Origin of the sequence: Pseudomonas sp. PDM24, assembly GCF_019218905.1 — a bacterium.
Taxonomy (GTDB): Bacteria; Pseudomonadota; Gammaproteobacteria; order Pseudomonadales; family Pseudomonadaceae; genus Aquipseudomonas.
Window position 1 is genome coordinate 516076 of record NZ_JAHUWR010000003.1, and the last position, 17313, is coordinate 533388.

The 17313-nt window shown below is 60.1% G+C and carries 14 protein-coding genes and 1 pseudogene; 9 read left to right on the forward strand and 6 right to left on the reverse strand.

Features of this window, described 5'->3' with window-relative positions; genetic code table 11:
- Positions 1-85: 85 nt before the first annotated feature.
- Entirely contained in the window at positions 86-1198 is a 1113-nt protein-coding gene (locus KW837_RS14000) for a fatty acid desaturase family protein (RefSeq protein WP_218396525.1), read from the reverse strand.
- Positions 1199-1378: 180 nt separating this feature from the next.
- On the opposite strand from KW837_RS14000, the gene KW837_RS14005 reads away from it, so the two are divergent.
- Positions 1379-2428, forward strand: a complete 1050-nt coding sequence (locus KW837_RS14005) for a LacI family DNA-binding transcriptional regulator (RefSeq protein WP_218396527.1) — start codon at positions 1379-1381, stop codon at positions 2426-2428.
- On the opposite strand, the gene KW837_RS14010 is transcribed toward KW837_RS14005, so the two are convergent.
- Complete coding sequence (locus KW837_RS14010; RefSeq protein ID WP_218396756.1) at positions 2408-4438, reverse strand: sigma-54-dependent Fis family transcriptional regulator; 2031 nt, start codon at positions 4436-4438, stop codon at positions 2408-2410. The genes KW837_RS14005 and KW837_RS14010 overlap by 21 nt on opposite strands.
- A 200-nt stretch (positions 4439-4638) precedes the next feature.
- Between KW837_RS14010 and KW837_RS14015 the strand changes: the two genes are divergently transcribed.
- The 3 genes from KW837_RS14015 to KW837_RS14025 all read left to right on the forward strand — a co-directional run bounded on the left by KW837_RS14015 (position 4639) and on the right by KW837_RS14025 (position 7616).
- Entirely contained in the window at positions 4639-5661 is a 1023-nt protein-coding gene (locus KW837_RS14015) for a Gfo/Idh/MocA family oxidoreductase (RefSeq protein ID WP_218396529.1), read from the forward strand.
- Entirely contained in the window at positions 5658-6446 is a 789-nt protein-coding gene (locus KW837_RS14020) for a TIM barrel protein (RefSeq protein ID WP_218396531.1), read from the forward strand. The genes KW837_RS14015 and KW837_RS14020 overlap by 4 nt, the downstream gene beginning before the upstream one ends.
- 243 nt (positions 6447-6689) lie before the next feature.
- Positions 6690-7616, forward strand: a complete 927-nt coding sequence (locus tag KW837_RS14025) for a sugar ABC transporter substrate-binding protein (protein ID WP_218396533.1) — start codon at positions 6690-6692, stop codon at positions 7614-7616.
- A gap of 59 nt (positions 7617-7675) precedes the next feature.
- Here the strand turns inward: KW837_RS14025 and KW837_RS29075 are convergent.
- Positions 7676-7753: pseudogene (locus KW837_RS29075) on the reverse strand (GFA family protein); the annotation flags it as partial.
- Positions 7754-7930: 177 nt separating this feature from the next.
- Between KW837_RS29075 and KW837_RS28800 the strand changes: the two are divergent.
- The 3 genes from KW837_RS28800 (at position 7931) to KW837_RS14035 (ending at position 9589) form a co-directional block, all read left to right on the forward strand.
- On the forward strand, positions 7931-8230 hold the full coding sequence (locus KW837_RS28800; RefSeq protein ID WP_256348756.1) for a hypothetical protein: 300 nt from the start codon (positions 7931-7933) through the stop codon (positions 8228-8230).
- Between the two features lie 107 nt (positions 8231-8337).
- A complete protein-coding gene (locus KW837_RS14030; protein WP_218396535.1) occupies positions 8338-8817 on the forward strand; it encodes a VOC family protein in 480 nt (159 codons plus the stop codon).
- Positions 8818-8848: 31 nt separating this feature from the next.
- On the forward strand, positions 8849-9589 hold the full coding sequence (locus tag KW837_RS14035) for a Mut7-C ubiquitin/RNAse domain-containing protein (RefSeq protein WP_218396537.1): 741 nt from the start codon (positions 8849-8851) through the stop codon (positions 9587-9589).
- 316 nt (positions 9590-9905) lie between these two features.
- Here KW837_RS14035 and KW837_RS14040 read toward each other — a convergent pair whose 3' ends face one another.
- The 3 genes from KW837_RS14040 to KW837_RS14050 form a co-directional block, all read right to left on the reverse strand.
- A complete protein-coding gene (locus KW837_RS14040) occupies positions 9906-11621 on the reverse strand; it encodes an amidase (protein WP_218396539.1) in 1716 nt (571 codons plus the stop codon).
- A 388-nt stretch (positions 11622-12009) separates the two neighbouring features.
- Complete coding sequence (locus KW837_RS14045) at positions 12010-13911, reverse strand: potassium transporter Kup (RefSeq protein WP_218396541.1); 1902 nt, start codon at positions 13909-13911, stop codon at positions 12010-12012.
- Positions 13912-14248: 337 nt separating this feature from the next.
- Positions 14249-14869: a cell wall hydrolase gene (locus tag KW837_RS14050; RefSeq protein WP_218396543.1), complete on the reverse strand. Its 621-nt coding sequence runs from the start codon at positions 14867-14869 to the stop codon at positions 14249-14251.
- Positions 14870-15059: 190 nt separating this feature from the next.
- Between KW837_RS14050 and KW837_RS14055 the strand changes: the two genes are divergently transcribed.
- Positions 15060-15911: a CAP domain-containing protein gene (locus tag KW837_RS14055; protein ID WP_218396545.1), complete on the forward strand. Its 852-nt coding sequence runs from the start codon at positions 15060-15062 to the stop codon at positions 15909-15911.
- Positions 15912-15946: 35 nt separating this feature from the next.
- Positions 15947-17305, forward strand: coding sequence for a chromate efflux transporter (chrA, locus tag KW837_RS14060; protein ID WP_218396547.1), 1359 nt, complete (start codon positions 15947-15949; stop codon positions 17303-17305).
- The last annotated feature ends 8 nt before the right edge of the window (positions 17306-17313 follow it).

The following is a 17313-nucleotide window of genomic DNA, read 5'->3' on the forward strand; positions in this document are numbered from 1 at the left end:
GCGGTGTATCAGGCGGCATCAATGTTGACTGTGACGCCGTCTTCGCGAGCAAGCCCGCTCCCACAGGGGTTGTGCCTATTGGATGTCAGCCCGGCATTGCTTCAGGTTGTGCCCGGACGGTTGCGGCGGGTTTGGTGCTTTGTGGCAAAGGGCGACGGACGAAATAAGTCGGGTCTTTGCGCTGCTTCCAGATGGTCGGGAGGATTTCCTTGAAAGCCTCGAACAGGCTGGTGTAAGGCGGCGGGCAGTCACGGCGGATCTCCTCGTGAAGTTGTGCCAGCGCGTGAAACGGCACCATCGGATACATGTGGTGCTCAAGGTGATAGTTCATGTTGAGGTACATGAAGCGCAGCACCGGACCCATATAAATCGTGCGGCAGTTGCTGCGATGATCGAGTACGTCCTCAGCCAAGCCGACATGCTGCGAAAGGCCGAACAGGTAGGACAGCCAACCGCCATAGAGGGTCGGCAGGCCGATAAACATCAGCGGCAACCAGCTCTGCAGATAAAGCGCAGTGCCCACGGTGAGCGCATAAATCGCAAGCCAGACGCGTGCGTCCCTCACCACCTTGGGCCACTCGGATTCGGGGATGAACGTCTGCTCTTCTTCACCCATCCGCCCTACCGCGTGTTTGCAGACTGACCACATCGTGTTCAACGCGTAAGGCATTCTGAACAGGCTCAGCACCATATTGATCAGGCTTGGCGGACGTGGTTCGACGATCTCCGGATCGCGGCCGACGATCACGGTGTCGGTGTGGTGCCGTGCATGGCTCCAGCGCCAGACTTGGGGTTCGAACATGAACATGAAGCTCGACAGCTGATAGACCGCATCATTCATCCAGCGGGTCTTGAACGCCGTACCATGACCCGCTTCGTGCCAACGGGCATTGGACGCCGTGCCGTAGAGCAGCCCGTAGACGAAGAAGAACGGAACGCAGGCCCAGGAGCCCCAGAACCAGTAGCCACCGAACCCGGTCACGACCATCGCCGACAGCCAGATCGCGGTATCCAGCAAGGCCGGGCCATCGCGGCGCTGCATTAATTCCTTCATGCGTTTACGAGAAATGGGGGATTGGTACCAGCTTGCCGATACCAGGCCTTTTTGCGCCGCTCGGGCGGCTTCGGGGCCGGTCAATCGATAATCCCGTGGCTTGGGTTTACCGGGGTTTTCAAAGGCTGCGTTTTGTTCAGGCATTTTATTGTTCTCCGCAAGCTTGATTGTTTTAGGCACTTTTCGACGCGGGATCACATCGCTGGGGAAAATATAGAGAGCGCAGAAATCACCCTCAAGCCCTTGAATACATTCCCTATCAAGCTATCATCCAGGCCCATTGAAGCTTGATAGTTTTCTATCAAGGCGCTTGCGGGGCCCGCCATGAACAACACTAAACGCCCAACCATCGCCACCGTTGCCGAACACGCTGGCTTGAGTGTCGCTACCGTGGACCGGGTGCTGAACGCCAGGGCTCCAGTCAACCCGGACACCGCCGAGCAGGTATTCCTGGCCGCCGAAGCGGTCGGTTATTTCGCTGCCAGGCTGATCGGCCAGCGGATCCGCGAACGGCGTCCCACCTATCGTTTCGGCATCCTGCTGCTCGGCACCGCCCAGGCGTTTTATGGCAACGTGGCCACCGCCATCACCGAGGCGGCGCAGCGTCAGGCTGGGGCCAACCTGAGCATTCAATTCGAGTACGTTTTCGATCGCACGCCCAGCTCGATCATTGCCCAGATCGAACAACTGGCGGTGCAGTGCGACGGTCTGGCGGTGGTCAGCTTCGCGCATCCGCTGATCAATGCCGCCATCGCGCAGATCAGAGAGGCCGGCGTGCCGGTGATCGCGATGCTGTCCGACATTCATGAGGCGGCGGATGAGCCTTATGTCGGCCAGGATAATCACGAGGTCGGACGTACCATGGGTTGGCTGATGGCACACACGTGTGGCGCCCGCAAAGGCAGCGTCGGGGTGTTGCTCGGCGGCCACCGTTTTCTTGGCCATCAGGCGCGGGTCGAGGGGTTGCGCAGCTACCTGGCAGAACGCGCCCCAGGGTTGCGGCTGCTGGAAGCGGTGATCAATCTGGACAATTGCGACATCACCGAAGAGGCGACGCTGGACCTGCTGGCACGGCATGACGACTTGCGCGGTTTGTGCGTGGTCGGCGGTGGCGGCGACGGGGTCATCAATGCCCTGTCGCAGCTACCGAAGCAGCCGTCACTGTGCTGCATTCTGCAGGAGTCGACCGAGCTGTCGCGACAAGCGCTGGATCAGGGATTGATCAGCCTGGTGATCGACTCTCAGCCGCGATTGCTGGCGGCAGCGCTGGTCGACTTGCTGGTCGAGCTGCAGACCACGCCGGACTTCGATCCGATACGGCATCGAATCCATATTCCGTTGCAGATCGTGACCTCAGAGAACGCTCGAGGCTGAACTCTCCCCATTGGCTCCTTCACGAAAAGCATCGGCATTCAGCCCGAACCGATTCATCTTGTTGTACAACCCGCCACGAGAAACGTTCAGCTGCCTCGCGGCCAGGCGGATGTTGCCGCGGGTATCCCTGAGGGCGGCGATGATCGCATTCATTTCATGGGTGCCGAGGTCCAGGGCTGCCCGGGGTTCGGGCGCACTTCCTGGCGCCGGCTGACGTAGCCTTTGCTTGATTTCAAGCGGTAGATCAGCTGGCTGGATCAGTTCGGTCACCGCCAGATTGGTCGCCCGTTCAATGGTGTTTTCCAACTCGCGAACATTACCCGGCCAGCTATAGGCCGAAAGAATATCCAGCGCCTCTGGCGAGATGCCCTGCACCGATTTGCGCAGCGACCGGGTGCAACGATTGAGAAAATGCCGCGCCAGCAATGGAACATCTTCCCGACGCATCCGCAACGGCGGAACCGTCAGGTTCAGCACATTGAGCCGGTAGTAAAGATCCTCACGAAAGGCGCCATCGGCAACCGCCTGACTCAGGTTGCGGTGGGTGGCGGCGATGATGCGTACATCCACCTGCTGCGATTTTTTCGCGCCCACGCGAGTCACCTCGCCTTCTTGCAAGACGCGCAGCAGGCTGACCTGGGCATCAAAAGACATGTCACCGATTTCGTCGAGAAAGATCGTTCCGCCATCGGCCAATTCGAATTTCCCGGCAGAGCCGCCACGGGCCGATCCGGTAAAGGCGCCCTCGACATGACCAAACAGTTCGCTCTGCACCAGATCTCGCGGAATGGCCCCGCAATTGACCGCCACAAAAGGACCGCTGCAACGGTCGCTGGCGTTATGGATCGCCTGGGCAAACAACTCCTTGCCGGTGCCGCTTTCACCCAGGATCAGCGTGGTCGAGTCACTGCGACTGGCAATCCGTCCCAGGTGCAACGCGTCCTGTATGGCTCGCGAACTGCCTTGAATGGTCTCGAAGGTGTAGCTGGCTTGAGTGCCGATAATCCGCCGGGTAATTTCCCGGATGCGCCTGTTCTCGCGCAACGAAACAATGCGCCCGCCCTGCTCCAGTGGGCACACCGACACCAGGCACGCCAAGTGGCTGCGATCGTGCAATTCAAACGTGCAATCCAGGTCCCGTAACCCTTCCCCGCCGCGCAGCAAAATCTCATCGGTCAGCTCGCTCTGGCCCAGACGCTGGAACGGGCTACCCAGCAGATCCAGCCCCACACGGAACAATTGGCGGGCATAGCGGTTGAGCGCCTTGATGCAGCCCCGCTCATCCAGCACCACAAGGCCCTCGTTGAGCACTTCGAGAACGGTTTGTTGTTCTTCCAGCAGAGCTTGCAGCGCCATCTGCCGCGAGACCGCTTCGGCCGCTGCCTGGACGGTGCCCAGCGTATGGAAATGAAACCAGCCCGGCTCGGCGGTCAAGGTCAGCATGGCCAGCGTCCTTCCCTGCGCATCCCGGATCGGTGCGGCAGCACAATGCATTCGCCGGCGACGCAGGCCGATCCCGAAGTTTTCCTCGGCCAGCACATACACCAAGCGATCTTCGGCAATCGCCAGCCCGGTGCAGTTGGTGCCCTGCACCGACTCCAGCAGCCGACTGCCCACCGGCGTGAGGTCTAGGCCGCAGAAATACAGGGTCGTGCCTGCGGCATCGGTCAGATTGATATGGCCCCTGGGGTTGTAAGCCAGCAATCCCTTCATGACCTCCGCCGCCGCCGCGATCAAGGCACGATTGGCCGCCAGCGTTGCAGCCAGAACGGTCGGGGCGACAAACCGGTATTCGCCATCCTCAGGATCGAGGCCGGCACTGACGCTGCGCAGCCAGGAGTCCCAGATAACCTGCCTGACCCCGGCCGGTCGATCGGTGCGGCCGTTCAAACAAGCCAGCCAAGCCTGATCCAGCTCGGCGATCGGTCCTTCGTTCAACGATGCAGGCCCGAGCGCGGTGATGTAATCGAGGTCTTGCGCGCTGAAGGCTGTTAGCTGTGGGTTCACCATCATCGATCCGCTTCTATGTTCACGTTTTAGACATGTCAGTGTAGACATGTCATGCGAATGAACAAATTTTTTAATAAATACAAATTAACTCCTTAACTATCAACTAGTTACATATTGGCACAGCCCTTGCTCCCTTGATTTACGCCAGCGAGGACATTCCTGCTGCGAGTCATTGAACAACAATAAAAGGGAGTCATTTCATGAGTACGTCCAAGATCATCCGCCTGGGTCTCATCGGTGCTGGCCGCATGGGCAGCTTTCACGGCCTGACTGCCGCCAGACACATTCCCGGCGCCTGTCTGGCCGCCATCGCCGACCCTACCCCCGGTCAAGCCGCCCGCCTGGCCGCAGAGTTGGGTGTGCAACGGGTCTATACCGATCCACAGCAACTGCTCGATGACCCGGAAATCGATGCTGTCTTGATCGCCGCCCCCGCCCGCAGCCATGCCGAACTGGTGATCAGTGCGGCCCGTGCAGGCAAAGGCGTGTTTTGTGAAAAACCCATGGCCATCACCCTCGACGAGGCGGACCGCGCCATCGCCGCAGCCGCCGATGCGCGCGTGCCGCTACAGGTTGGCTTCAACCGCCGCTTCGCCAAAAGCTTCCGGGCTGCCCATCTGGACGTGGTCGCCGGCCGCATCGGTACGCCACAACTGCTGCGCTCGCTGACCCGCGACCCGGCGCTGAACAATCCGGCTGCCTCGCCGCAGTGGGTGATTTTCCTCGAAACCCTGATTCATGACTTCGATACCCTGCGCTACCTCAATCCCGGTGCCGAAGCGGTTGAGGTTTTTGTCATGGCCGATGCCCTGATTGCACCGGACTACAAGGCCAAGGGCTTCCTCGACACCGCCGTGGTCACGATCCGTTTCGACAACGGCGCCATCGCGACGGCCGAGGCCAATTTCCAGGCCGTGTATGGCTACGATGTTCGAGGAGAAGTGTTCGGCAGCGCCGGCATGCTGACCATGGGCAGCCTCAATGATTCTGACCTGGTTCGTTATCTGGCCAATGGCATCCAGACAGACACCCAGCGCCTGGACACCGACCTGCTGCGTGATGCCTACGTGGCCGAGCTCAATCACTTTGTCGACTGCCTGCGCACCGGTGAAAAACCGCTTGCCAGCGGCGAAGATGCCCGGGCGGCACTGGCCATTGCCCGCGCGTGTATCGAGTCCTTCCAGCTGGGCAAACCAGTGCGCGTGCAAGGAGCCCATTCATGAGTTTCACACCGTTCAAACTGGCGATCAGTGCCGAAATGGTCTTCCTCGACTTGCCGTTCACAGAGCGCGTAAAACGCATTCACGCGCTGGGGTTCAGTGCCGAACTCTGGGACTGGACGAAGAAAGACATTGCAGCCCTTGTCGCCACGGGCGCTGACTTCACCTCGATGACCGGCTACATCTCGGGCAACCTGACCGACCCCGAAGATATCCAGCACCTGCTCGACAGCGCACGAGAATCGCTGGCCGTCGCCGCACAACTGAATTGCCCGAGTCTCAACCTGCATGGCACTGGCCTGGGCGACAAAGGTTTGCCGGTCAAACCCGTGGCCCACACCACCGGACGCATGTGGTTGAGCGCCTGCAAGACCCTGGAAAAAATCGCTCGCCTGGGCGAAGACGCAGGCCGGGTATTCTTGCTGGAAAACCTCAATACCGAGGTGGATCACCCCGGCACTCCCTTCGCTCGCGCCGACGATACCCTGGCGCTGATCGAGGCCGTGGGCAGCCCTCATCTGAAGATGAACCTGGATCTTTACCATGCCCAGATCGGCGAAGGAAACCTGATCGAACTGATCCAGCGTGCCGGCAGCGCCATCGGGGAAATCCAGGTCGCCGATGTCCCCGGCCGCATGGAACCGGGCACCGGTGAAATCCATTATCCGGCCATTGCCAAAGCCTTGTTCCGCATGGGATACACCGGTGTCGTCGGGCTTGAGGGCTGGGCCAGCGGCGACAGCGAAGCGGCACTTGAACGCTTTCGGCAAGCCTTTACGCTGGATTGAAATGCCGGTCAGCGAGGCTGCGTTCGGCCCTTGTAGGAGCTGTCGAGCCTGCGAGGCTGCGATCGGCTGCGAAGCAGTCGTAAAACCAGAAGTCGCGGTGTGTCAGGCAGACCGTATCAGCCGGATTCACGACTGCTGCGCAGCCGATCGCAGCCTCGCAGGCTCGACAGCTGCTACAGATCGCACTACGCATTTTTTTGATCTTGGTGAATTTCAACTCATAACAAAAAAGGAAAAACCATCATGCGTCGCTGCACACTTCTTTTTGCCACGCTGTTATTCCTCTTCAGCCAATGGGCCGTCGCCAGCTATCGTATCGGCGTCAGCATTGCCAGGGTTGACGACAACTTCATGACCTATGTGCGCAGCGGCCTGGAAGATGCCGCCAGGAAGGAAAACGTCCAGATCCAGTTCGAGGATGCCCAGGGCGATGTGGTTCGCCAACTCAATCAGATTCAGGGCTTTCTCGGCCAGAAGGTCGATGCCGTCATCGTCCTGCCCGTAGACACCGCCGCCACCGCCAACATGACTCGTGCCGCCGTCGAAGCGAAAATACCGCTGGTCTACGTCAACCGCCATCCGGACGAACGCGTCCTGCCCAAAGGCGTGGTCACGGTGGCGTCCAACGACGTTGAGGCCGGGCAACTGCAAATGCGCTACCTGGCTGACAAGATGGCGGGCAAAGGCAACATCGCAATCATCATGGGCGACCTGGCGCAGAACTCCACCCACGACCGCACCGAAGGCGTCAAACAAGTGCTCAAGGACTATCCCGGGATCAAGATCGTCGAACAACAAAGTGCCGAGTGGCAGCGCAACAAAGGGATGGACCTGACCAGCAACTGGCTGCTGGCCGGCACCGGCTTCGATGCCATCGTGGCCAACAACGACGAGATGGCGATCGGCGCCGCCATGGCATTGCAGCAAGCCGGCAAAGCCAAGGGCGAGATTGCAATTGTCGGCATCGACGGCCTGCCTGACGGTCTGGCGGCCATCAAGCGCGGGATGCTCGTAGCCTCCGTCTTTCAAGACCCCAAAGCGCAAGCGACCAGCGCGCTGCAAGCGGCCATCAAGATGATCAAAGGGGAGCCGGTCGAGACGGATGTCTGGGTGCCCTTTCATCTGATCACGCCGGAGCAGGTAGCGGTGTTTGAGCAGCATTATAAATAGGGTCGAACGGCTGACATCGCGGTCTTGGCCGGGCGCCTTCGCACCGTTCGGGCGACCGACTCCTCAAAGCGCCCCGTGGCGTCACGATCGCGCTCGTATCGTCGCGTGAGCGGAAACGGCGGCAACCAGGCGCCTCGATCCGGACGTTGCCGCACAGGCAACCGCCGGTGAATCGGTCCATGCTGCGTCTCCTCTGATCAAGCGACGGTTGTGACTTTGCAAACTGTGAAAATAGTAGCGATGCCACGGCCATGGGTCGACTAATCTGAGTAGAGCACCAGCACAAACACGCCTCTAGCCTCAGGGGAAACGGGATGACCGGAAAAACAGCGCGCCAGTGTTCGTCATGGGTCCTGCCCTCCCTGCTCGCGATCAACCTGGCGCTGATGGCGGGATGTGCAGGCAAAGCTTCCACGGCTCACTATTCAGCCTCAAATACAGGCTCACACTGCTACGCAAAAGCGATACCCACTGCCGGCGAGGGCGGCCTGGCTTGGGGCGATACCTTGAGCATGGCTCGCAAAAAATCCATGGATAATTGCATCCGCTATGCCGGCCGATCCGGGGGTACGCCCAATACCTGCCAGGTGGTGTTGTCGGAGTGCAAAAATTAATAGAGCGCCATCGAAACGGTCCATTCTGTTCGCCGTCAATCACTGAACAAACACCCGTCGGTCATGACCGAGGGCACTGAATAACACGCCAATTCTGGAGAACCAAGATGATCAGCAAGAACACGATCTGTCTCTGGTACGACGGCACCGCGCTGGATGCCGCGACGTTCTACGCCGAGACGTTCCCGGACAGCGCCGTGGGCGCTGTCCTTCGCGCGCCTGGCGACTATCCGGCGGGTAAACAGGGCGATGTCTTGACGGTGGAGTTCACGGTGATGGGTGTCCCTTGTCTGGGGCTGAACGGCGGGCCGCAGATCAAGCACAACGAGGCTTTCTCGTTCCAGGTTGCGACCGACGACCAGGCCGAAACCGACCGCTTGTGGAACGCGATCGTCGGAAACGGCGGCCAGGAAAATGTATGCGGCTGGTGCAAGGACAAGTGGGGACTGTCGTGGCAGATCACTCCACGCGTGCTGACCGCCGCGATAGCCAATCCTGATCGAGCGACGGCCAAGCGTGCGTTCGACGCCATGATGGGGATGGGCAAGATCGACATCGCTGCGATTGAAGCGGCTTTGAAAGGTTAACCAGCGCTGCAGCCCTGCCATACTGTTCAACATGACCCGTGCAACCTTCCGCTTCTACGAGGAGCTCAACGATTTCCTGCCGGCCGACCGGCGGCGGCAGTCCTTCACCTGCGAGTGCGCACGCGGGGCGACGGTCAAGCACATGATCGAAGCGCTCGGAATACCGCACACCGAGGTCGAGCTGGTGCTGCTCAACGGCGAGTCGGTGGGCCTGGAGCGGGTGATTTTCGACAATGACCGGCTGGCGGTGTATCCCAAGTTCGAAGCGCTGGACATCAGCCCGCTGCTCAAGGTTCGTGCGCAACCTTTACGGGTGCTGCGCTTTATCGCTGATGCGCACCTTGGCGGACTGGCCAACCTGCTGCGCATGAGCGGCTTCGACACCCTCTACGACAATGGCTTCGAGGACGGCGAGATCGCCGAGATCGCAGCGCAGCAAGGACGCATCGTGCTAACTCGCGACCGCGAACTGCTCAAGCGGCGGATCATCAGCCACGGCTGTTACGTGCATGCCCTGAAACCGTCGCTGCAGCTGCGCGAATTGTACGAGCGCCTCGATCTCGCACGTAACGCGCGACCATTCAGCCTGTGCCTGCATTGCAACCTGCCGCTGCACGAGATCAGCCCGGAAGTGGCCCGGTTGCAGGTGCCGCCCCGCGTTGGCGCCCTCTATTCGCACTTCCTGCGCTGCGACGCCTGCCAACGGGTTTACTGGGAGGGTTCGCACTGGCGCAGCATGTGTGCACTGCTGGCACCTCTGCTGGGCCAATAGCCGAGCGCATCGGGGACGGCCGCCAGGGAAACTGGCTTTTGCAGGGTCTTGGAGCCTATGCAAACCCGAGGAACGACAGGATAACCACGACGATCACAACTACCCCGACGATGTAGATGATGTTGTTCATGAAATCCACCTCTCAACCTGGACAGGACTGCGTTAGAAAGACAAGACACTGCACCTTTGCCGGGAATACACATCGGCTGCGTTGCACACTATTTTTGCGAGCGACGATTTGAGTACAGCCAGACTGCCCTGGCTTACCGTTACCGGGCGGGATTGACGCGTGTGCCGTGCGCCAATCCCGCCCTTCCTAGTTCTGACCACCCGACAACGGTGGGGTTCGCGGCGGAATCAATCGCTTCGTCCCCGTCGACTCAAACGCCGAAGCCAAGCGCAGTAGCGTCGAATCGTCATAGGCCCGACCGGCGAAGGTCAGCCCGACGGGCATGCCGATGTCCGGCATGATTCCCATCGGCACCGTGACCGTGGGAACACCCAGGTGGCGGATGGCGAGATTGCCGTTAGCGACCCAGACACCGTTACTCCATGCGATGTCCGCAGACTTCGGATCGACATCGGCATTCGCCGGCCCGACGTCGGCCACCGTCGGGAAGATCACTGCGTCGAGCCCCAACCGATCCATCCAGTCCTCAAGATCGATACGGCGCGTCTGCTCAAGGCCGCGTAGCCCGTCCGGCACCGTGGGGATCTGGTCCCAAGGCGTGATGCCGCGCTCGGCCATCCGCACATACTCGTCCATGCCAGCGGCAAGGTCGCCCTCACGATTGGGCAGCGTCCCCGGGTCGTGCGGGAAAATCAGCGGCCCGTTCACATCGACCAGGCGATTGAGTTCTGGATCGCCGTTGGCCCGCAGAAAATCGTCGAACGCCCAGGCCGTCAGATCCCACAACTCATGGTGAAGGAACTCTTTGGAAACCAGGCCCCGGTTAAACACCGTTGGCGCACCGGGACGATCACCCTCGCAATTGGAAACCAGCGGGAAATCGACCTCGATCACTTCGGCCCCAAAGGCTTCGAGTGCCTTGCGTGCCTCCTCCCAGAGCCCGATCACGGAAGGACGGGTGTTGATTCGCTGCCCCGTCGGACCACCGATACCCGGCGCATCGCTCGTACCCGCTTCGGGATCCGCGTTGATGTACATACGAGGAACGCCGAAGCGTTTGCCAGCGAGGGCATCGGTATTGGCGGCAAGCGACCCATAGGAAGCGGGACGCACCGAGGCGACACTTGGAATAGGCACCCAGGGTTGCATCCGCCACAGATCGCCTCGTGTGTCGGGATCGTCCGCCACCACCACGTCGAGCACTTCGAGCAGGTCGGCCATGGTTCTGGCAAACGGCACGACAACGTCCATGGTCGGCGTCAACGGCCAATTCCCGCGCACCGAGATCACTCCGCGCGAAGGCGTATAGGCACACAAGCCATTGTTCGAGGCAGGCCCCCGGCCGCTCGACCAGGTTTCTTCGGCGAGGCCGAATGCCGCGAAGCTGGCGGCGGTTGCAGTACCGGCGCCGTTCGATGAGCCCGAGGCGAAGGGTGCGGTGAGATAGCCAGCGTTGTACGGGCTCTCGGCCCGGCCATACACCCCACGCTGCATGCCGCCGTTGGCCATGGGCGGCATATTGGTCTTGCCCAGACAAATTGCGCCAGCGGCACGAAGCCGTTCGATGGTGAACGCATCGCGATAAGCAATCAGGTTCGCGAACGCGGGACTTCCAGAAGCGGCGGTAAGCCCCTTCACCAGATAACTGTCCTTGGCCGTATAGGGAATGCCATCGAGCGGTCCCAGCGTCTGGCCCTTGGCCCGACGGGCATCGGATGCCTGCGCTTCCTTGAGCGCATCGGGGTTGCGAACCACCACTGCGTTGAGGGCGGTGGGCGTGTCGGGGCCGTCGTAGGCATCGATCCTGGCGAGATAGGCCTGGACCAGTTCAACCGCCGTCGTCTGGCCCGATTCGAGTGCGGCACGCAGTTGGGCAATGGAAACCTCGGTGACCTCGATCATGCTGTTACCGCCGGCGGGTGATGGGTGACTGGATGTTGGGCTCAAAGACATCACTTATCTCAAAAAGGGTTTTCATAGTGGCTCTCGTTGCACTGCATTAGCGCGATCGATTACTCACAATAGGTGCTTAACCTGCGATCAATACGTGGTGAGCACGTTGTACCCGTGATTTTGCATGAGATTAGAGCAAGAGCCCACTCCATGAACGGCCCGGTGTCTCGGTGAGGGTCCTGTGGCGATGGCGGCGGCTCACCGAGGAACGCAAAACCTGTGGGAGCGGGCTTGCTCGCGAAAGCGGTGTGCCAGGCAACATTAATGTCGGCTGACACTGCCTCTTCGCGAGCAAGCCTGCTCCCACAGGGATGTGCGTTTGACTGACTGTTGCCGTCTACATCTCAACCTGCGTGCCCAGCTCGATCACGCGATTGAGCGGCAACTTGAAGTATTTGAGGTTGCTGTTGGCGTTCTTCAGCAAGAACGCGAACAGGCTTTCGCGCCAACGGGCCATGCCAATACGCTTGGTCGGGATGACAGTCTCCCGGCTGAGGAAATACGTGGTGCGCATCGGGCTGAAATCCAGCTCTTTCAAATGGCACAGGCTCAACGCCAGAGGGACGTCGGGCTCCTCGATAAAACCAAAGTGCAGACTCACTCGAAAGAACCCTTCACCATAAGCCTCGACCTCGAATCGCCGGTCCGCCGGCACACGCGGACTGTCTTCAGACACCACGGTAAGCAACACCACCTGCTCGTGCAGCACCTGGTTATGCAACAGGTTGTGCAAGAGGGCATGAGGGACCGCATCCGCCCTGGCCGTCAGAAATACCGCGGTACCCTGCACACGATGGGGGGGTTGCGAGCCGATGCTGCTGATGAACAATGGCAGCGGCAGCGAGGTTTCGTCCAGCCGCTCGACAATGATCTTTCGGCCCCGTTTCCAGGTGGTCATCAATATGAACAGGGCAATACCGGCAATCACCGGGAACGCACCGCCCTGGAAGATCTTCGGCGCGTTGGCAGCGAAGTACAGGCTGTCCACCAAGAGAAAACCCAAGAGCATCGGAATAGCCAGCCAACGAGGTGTTTTCCAAAGCAGCAATGCAACAGCCGAGGACAGAATGGTGGTAATCAGCATGGTGCCCGTCACCGCCACACCATAAGCCGCCGCCAGTGCACTGGACGATTCAAAACCGATGACCAGCAACACGACGCCGACCATCAGCGCCCAGTTCACCATGCCGATGTAAATCTGCCCCTGCTCCTGACTGGAGGTGTGCTGGATAAACATCCGAGGCACGTAACCCAGCTGAATGGCCTGGTGAGTCAGTGAGAATGCCCCGGAAATCACGGCCTGGGAGGCGATGATGGTGGCCAGTGTCGAGAGCGCAACCATCGGCAGCAGCGCCCAGTCAGGTGCCAATAGATAGAACGGATTACGTACCGCTTCAGGGTTCCCGAGGATCAGCGCGCCTTGGCCAAAGTAGTTAAGTACCAGGCCGGGGAGCACCAGGATGAACCAGGCACGAGCAATGGGTTTGCGACCAAAATGGCCCATATCGGCATACAGTGCTTCAGCACCAGTCAATGCCAACACGACGGCGCCCAGAATGGCGATGCCAATGCCCGGATGGACCACGAAAAATTTCACCGCCCACGCAGGATTCAGCGCTTGCAGAACTTCCGGCCGTTGCAAGATGCCGTAAATGCCGAGTACCCCCAACACCACAAACCACAGCACCATGACCGGGCCGAACAGGATGCCGATACGAGCCGTGCCATGTTTCTGTATCAAGAAAAGTACTACCAGGACGACAAGGGACAGCGGAACCACCCAATGCTCAATGCCATCAAACGCAAGCTCTAACCCTTCAACCGCAGAGAGCACCGAGATGGCCGGGGTGATCATGCTGTCCCCGTAAAATAGTGCCGCGCCAAACAGGCCAAGCAACACCAGCACCCTGCTCATTTTGGGATACGGCGCCGCAGCCCGACGTGCCAGTGCCGTCAAGGCCATGATGCCCCCCTCGCCCTGGTTATCGGCGCGAAGGATAAACAGCACGTACTTGATCGAGACGACCCAAATCAGTGACCAGAAGATCAACGACAGAACGCCCAGTACACCGTCGTGATTGGCCTGGACTCCGTAATGACCGGCGAACACTTCCTTGAGGGTGTAAAGAGGGCTGGTGCCGATATCCCCATAAACCACGCCCACCGCGGCGATGAGCAAGCCCACTCCCGAGGTTTTGGAATGGGATTCTTCATGGGCCGGGATCGCAGTTTCGCTCACGGGTAGCTTCTCGATAAGGAGGAAGGATTGCAATGTCAGTCAGTTTAGCGAAATCCATGTGGGAGCGGCGGTGCGACGATTCGACTTGCTCGCGAAAGCGATGTGTCAGGCGACATCAGTGTTGACTGGGCCACCGTCTTCGCGAGCAAGTCGAATCGTCGCACCGCCGCTCCCACAGGTTTCGCGCCTTAACTGACTGGAATCAGGAAAAATTACAGGCATATTCATGATCAAAAAAACGCGGCAAGTATCGTCGCGAGGGAGAATATCGACCGTAAAGAATCCGTAAAATTGTACGAATAGCACCCTCCACCAATGATCATCAAGCGGTTCACTCCTATTTTGCCGTCCCGCCACGAGGCTTATAGAACAGGAACTTCCGGGTTTCAGCCGTCTTGGTGTATTTCTTCGCCCAGGCGGGCTTCACCGTTCTGTCGTGGAAATACAAGGCACCCTGGGTTCGGTCCGTGAGTTGCTTGTTGAGTGCCTTGCGCGCGATTTCCTTGGCGAGGGCATATTCGTCGTCTTCCTTTACCTGATCTGCACGTCCGTCGCACCACCATGAAAACTGGCAGGAGCCCGTTTCAGAGCCTTGCTTGACCACGGCGCACACCGTATCGGGAAACCCACCATGGCCGAGCCGGTTCATGACCACGCTGGCGACGGCTTCCATGTTGGCAGGTGCAACACCTTTGGCTTCCCAATAGATACTGCGTGCAAAGCAGGTGATTGCATCGTCCAGAGGGGCTGCGCCTGCCGGATCGACCGCCTGCGCTTCGGAGGGGGTGATGACTGCGGACTTGGGCACCGGGAGTTCGCTGTCCTTCTCGGCCGCTTTCTGCTCCAGGACCTGCGCCTTGTCTTCGGCCACTTCCTGTTTTTGCTCTTGCTCAGTCGCCAACACCTGGCTGCACAGAAGGATGATTGCGAAGCAGGTGAGTACCCATTTTAATCGCATGATCGATCCTTCCGATGACACTGGCTTAAGCAATGAAACGGCGATGTTGTAGCGCTGACCTGCTGTGATTGTAGTCGTCGCACGTCATTCCAGCCGTCTGACAATAATCTGCATGTCGAGGCGAAAAGGCATTGCATTCGCAGGGGTGAAATCGCGCATCATGGACGCAGTCCGTCCAAGGGAGATTTTCATGCGCAGCCTGTCATCCGTTTTGCATCTTGCCGTGTTGTCATTCGGGCTGGTGTTCAGCGTCGCCGCGTCGGCGGCCGATGAAACGCAGCTGGTCGAGTCGATCAACGTTTACCGCAGCCAGGCGCAGCGCTGCGGTGGCCAGGCGTCTTCGGAGTTGCCACCACTGGCGAGCGATCCGCGTCTGGTCCTGTCCGCCAACAGCATCGGTGACTTGCAACAGGCACTGGCCCGCGCGGCGTATCCGATGGTCAATGTCCAGGCGATCAGCCTGTCCGGTCCGCGTGATGCGCCGTCCGCCATGAAGGCGATTCAGGAGAGCTTCTGCCAAGTGGTGCTGGACCCGCAATTCGTCGACATCGGCGTTAGCCGCGATGGCCGTGAGTGGCGCATTGTGCTGGCGCGTCCGCTGTTGACCGGGCGTTTGGGTGACTGGCAGGCGGAGGGACAGAAACTGCTTGAAGCGATGAATAGCGCCCGCGCCCAGACGCGCCAGTGCGGCACTCAAGCCTTTGCCGCCACGACGCCGCTGGCCTGGAACGCCACACTAGGCTCCGCGGCCGAGACCCACAGCCGGGCCATGGCCAACAATAACTATTTCGATCACAAGGACCGCGACGGTCGCACGCCGGGTGATCGGGCTGAACTGGCGGGTTATGCGGGCCAGCAGGTCGGCGAAAACATCGCCGCCGGGCAAGACACCGTGCGCAAAGTGGTCGATGGCTGGCTGGCCAGCCCAGGCCATTGCGCCAACCTGATGAACCCGCAATTTCGTGAACTGGGTGCGGCTTACGCGGTGGACCCGAAGAGTGACGCAGGCATTTACTGGACGGCGATGTTCGGGACGCCGTGAAGGCTTGAATCGACAGTTGAAAAAGGAATCATCATTTGAATAAAGCCCCCTCTTCGACCGTCGAACAGGACCTGTCGAAGCCTGAGGCCATCAGCCTGCGGGAAGCCTTTCTGTTCTGGCTGAAGCTGGGTTTCATCAGTTTCGGCGGGCCGGCCGGACAGATTTCGATCATGCACCAGGAGTTGGTGGAGCGCCGACGCTGGATCTCGGAACGGCGTTTTCTACATGCCCTCAACTACTGCATGTTGTTGCCTGGGCCTGAGGCTCAGCAGTTGGCGACCTACATCGGCTGGCTGATGCACCGCACGTGGGGCGGCCTGATTGCCGGCGTGCTGTTTGTGCTGCCTTCGCTGTTCATCCTGATCGCGTTGTCCTGGGTGTACATCGCCTTTGGCGAAGTGCCGGTGGTGGCCGGGCTTTTCTATGGCATCAAGCCTGCCGTGACCGCCATTGTGGTGCAGGCGGCCCACCGGATCGGCTCGCGGGCCCTGAAGAACAACTGGCTGTGGGGCATCGCCGCGGCTTCATTCACGGCCATCTTCGTGTTCAATGTGCCCTTCCCGTTGATTGTGCTGGGCGCCGCCATCATCGGTTATGTCGGCGGACGTCTGGCACCTGAAAGGTTCCAGACCGGGGGCCACGGTGCTGCGAAAAAATCCTTCGGCCCAGCCTTGATCGATGACGATACCCCGCCTCCCGAACACGCCCGTTTCAACCGTTTTAAATTGCTGCGCCTGTCGCTGGTGGGTGCGGCGTTGTGGGTGTTGCCGATGGGCATTCTCACCGCACTGTTCGGCTGGGAAGGCACCCTGACCCAGATGGCCTGGTTCTTTACCAAAGCGGCATTGCTGACATTCGGCGGCGCGTACGCCGTGTTGCCCTATGTGTATCAGGGCGCGGTCGGCCATTATGGCTGGCTGACACCCACGCAGATGATCGACGGTCTGGCACTCGGCGAAACCACCCCCGGGCCGCTGATCATGGTGGTGGCCTTCGTCGGTTTCGTCGGCGCCTATGTTCAGCAGGTGTTCGGTCCCGATCATGTGTTCCTGGCCGGCGCCCTCGCCGCCACGCTGGTGACCTGGTTCACCTTTCTGCCATCGTTCCTGTTCATCCTCGCCGGCGGTCCGCTGGTGGAGTCGACGCACAACGAACTCAGGCTCACCGCACCGCTGACCGCGATTACCGCGGCGGTGGTCGGCGTGATCCTTAATCTGGCGTGCTTCTTCGGCTACCACGTGCTCTGGCCCAACGGCTTCAGCGGCCAACTCGACTGGCCTTCGGCGCTGATCGCCGTTGCGGCGGCCATCGCCTTGTTCCGCTTCAAGCGGGGTGTGATCGAAGTACTGATGGGGTGCGGGCTGATCGGGTTGGTGGTTCATCTGCTGCGCTAGCGCAGCGA